Origin of the sequence: Desulfonatronospira sp. MSAO_Bac3, from assembly GCF_003838035.1 — a bacterium.
In the GTDB taxonomy this organism is placed as follows: domain Bacteria; phylum Desulfobacterota; class Desulfovibrionia; order Desulfovibrionales; family Desulfonatronovibrionaceae; genus Desulfonatronospira; species Desulfonatronospira thiodismutans.
In genome coordinates this window covers 1-3,144 of record NZ_QYZY01000050.1, presented here as the reverse complement: position 1 = coordinate 3,144, position 3,144 = coordinate 1, and the positions used below count along the sequence as shown (strand labels likewise).

General features: G+C 54.0%; 3 protein-coding genes. All 3 read left to right on the top strand.

Translation table 11 applies throughout. The features are described 5' to 3' along the window. On the top strand, positions 1 to 181 hold a 181-nt coding region (locus tag D5S03_RS01500; protein WP_287042474.1), incomplete at its 5' end, for a hypothetical protein. Between the two features lie 331 nt (positions 182 to 512). Next, complete coding sequence (gene rnr, locus D5S03_RS01495) at positions 513 to 2,621, top strand: ribonuclease R (protein ID WP_287042473.1); 2,109 nt, start codon at positions 513 to 515, stop codon at positions 2,619 to 2,621. Continuing rightward, positions 2,611 to 3,144 (top strand): hypothetical protein (locus D5S03_RS01490; protein ID WP_287042472.1); only part of this gene is annotated, 534 nt, incomplete at its 3' end. The genes rnr and D5S03_RS01490, both read left to right, overlap by 11 nt.

Sequence of the window (3,144 nt, the reverse complement as noted above, 5' to 3'; positions counted from 1 at the left end):
GGGGGTGCAGGACGTATTGTGCACCGCCAAGGATGCTGTTAAACTAAGGCCTCAGGCCGGCCTGAATTTCTGGATTTTGCAGACGGGGTTATTGTTTTCGGAAAACGGGGAGGAAACTCTTCTGGATGTTGTCAGGCATGCCTGCTGCGGGGATCAATACAGGCACGGCCTGAATTTTTAGGGTAACTGTTCACCTTAATGATATGAGTTCCAGTGGTCCGGAAATTCGGCAAACAAAACGTAAAAACTCGCTCCAAGGAAGCGTAAATCAAAACCTATACACGGGTTTGATAACCAGGATATTTCCTCTAACATACTTTGAATCAGGTTCGGTGTTTTACGGTTTTGATTAACGCTTCCTATGTCGCTCAGATCCCGCACTTACTTTTTGGCAAGTCTTGATTTGATAATTGGTCAGACATAGAAAAAGTAAGTGCGGGACCCAGTTTGCCGAACCTCCGGACCCTGGCTTTTCTCCCGCAGGTGCTTAATAGTTATTTTTTAGGGAACATATGAGTAAGAAACTGGATCAGAAAAAAGTGCTCAAGCACTTCAAGGCGATGAATAAGCCTCTGAGCATTCGCGAGATTCGCGACGGCCTGGGGGTGGACAAAAAAGAGGTCAGCAGGCTCAAGGATATTCTGCGCAACCTGCAGAAAGAGGGGCGTATCTTCAAGGCCAGGAAAACTTACTGTCTTGTGGATGAGTTGCCCGTGGTCAAGGCCGTGCTGGAAGTGCAGCGCTCCGGAGTGGGCTTTGCCGTACCCTTTGACCAGCGGCGCAGGGATATTTTTATCCATCCCAAAAATTTCGGGGAGGCCTGGCACGGGGACACGGTGCTGGTTTCTGTTCTGCCCGGGGGCAGGGGCAAAAACCAGGAGGGCCGGGTGGTGCGCATTGTGGAGCGCGGCATCAAGCAGCTTCCGGCCAAGGTGATAAAGAAGATGAAGGCGGGCATGTACCTGGCCAGGCCGGCTGATCCCAAGCTGGATTTTTCCTTTATCCTGGAAGATGAAGGGGGCGAGCTTGGCCCCGGGGTCATGGTCCTGGTGGAGCCCGGGGAGCAGATGGAGTCCAGGCTGTGGTCCGCCGACATTCAAAATGTGCTTGGACCCGAAGACGACCTGGCTGTACAGGAGCAGGTGGTCAAGGAAAATCACCAGGTGCCGGTCAAGTTTCCCAAAGGTGTGCTTAAAGAGGCCGCCTCTCTTCCTTCAGAGCCAGCCCCTGAGGACATGCAGAAAAGAAAGGATCTGACAGACCTGCCCTTTGTGACCATAGACGGGGCCCAGGCCAAGGATTTTGACGATGCCGTGCTGGTGGAAAAAAAAGGGGACGGCTACGTACTTTATGTGGCCATCGCCGACGTGTCACACTACGTACAGCCCGGCTCCAGAATGGATGTTGAGGCCCTGGACCGGGGCAATTCCTACTATTTTCCCCTGTCCGTGGAGCCCATGTTTCCGGAAAATCTTTCCAACGGCCTGTGCAGCCTCAACCCGGGCGTGCCCCGCCTGGTCATGACCGCCCAGATGCATTTTTCCAGCCAAGGCGTGCGGGAAAAGGCCAGCTTTTACCCTGCGGTGATAAAGAGTCACCACAGGCTTACCTATTCCCAGGTAAACAGTGCCCTGTACTTAGAGGACAAAAAGGTCCGGGAGGAGATTGCCCCAGTGCTTTCCGGCCTGGAAACCGCTGATGAGCTGGCCAGAAAGCTGCTGGCCAGGCGGGAGAAAAGGGGCAGCATCGAGTTCGACCTGCCTGAGCCAGAGGTTCTGCAGAACCTGCGCGAGGGCACCCTGGAAATAATCGCCAAGAGCAGAAATTTTGCTCACCAGATAATCGAGGAGTGCATGCTGGCGGCCAACGAGGCAGTGGCCGAGTTTCTGGAGGAAAAAGAGGCTTTATTTCTGTACCGCATCCATCCCCCGGCGGACAGAGACAAACTTGACGCCCTGTTTAAGCTTCTGGCCACCACGGAGCTTGGGCCAAGACTGCCCAAAGAGCGCGAGCCCAAGAGCCTGCAGACCCTGCTGGAGATAGCCAAAGACAGCGACCTGGATTTTCTGGTGAACCGCCTGGTATTGAGATCCATGATGCAGGCCAAATACTCCCCGGTGAATGAAGGTCACTTCGGCCTGGCTTCCAGGTGTTACTGCCATTTTACCTCGCCCATCAGGCGCTATGCCGACCTGGTGGTGCACAGGGCCCTGAAGCGCGAACTGGGCATGGATGTGCAGTTCAAGGCCAGGATGAAAAGCCTCAAGAAAACAGGCGAATCCTTAAGCTCCCTGGAAAGAAAGGCCGTGGATGCAGAGCGCGAAATCCTCAAGCGGGCCACCATAATATCTCTAAAGGATAAGACCGGGCAGAGCTTCAGCGGCATTGTGGCCTCTATTACCGATTTCGGCTTCTGGGTGGAGCTTACAGACATCATGGCCGAGGGCATGGTCAGGCTGTCTTCTTTAAGCGATGATTACTACGTCTTCAGGCAGGAAAAACAGGATCTTCTGGGTAGGCGCACCGGTAAAAGGTTTTACCTGGGCCAGAAGGTGCAGGTGGTGCTGCAAAGCGTCAGCCTTGAGCGTCTGGAAGTGGACCTGGTGCTGGATGAAAGTTGATGAGTCCCTGTTTTCAGCCCTGCCATACAGGCCTGAGATTCTCAGGGAGAAAAACCTGTACGCAATGGGGCACCCGGATCTGGTTCCGATACTGAAAAAGCTGGCTGAAGAGCCGGACCTGGATTTGCCGGGACAATCGCAGGTGATCAAGGAACATCCAAACCTCATTGTCCAGACCAGCCTCCTTACAGACGATAATTTTCCCTGGCCCAGGCAGGTAATCAAGCAGTTCAGGTGGCGCGGAATTCAGAATTATCTGGCCAGTCCCCTGAAAAAATCCAAGGCCATAAAATCCTACCTGGCCGCCTGCCACCTGCTGAAGCACGGCCTGGGCACCCCCATGCCACTGGGGGCGGTGGAGGTGAGACGGTGGGGGTTTGTCTCTGGAAGCGCCTATCTCTGTGAATCTGTAGATGATTTTGTTGAGTTGAAACAGTACCGCAAAGCCCTGCCCGATGGAAAGATAGATATGGAAAAGGTCCTGCAGATGCTGGCCGGGTATGCTCTGCGTATGCACGACACT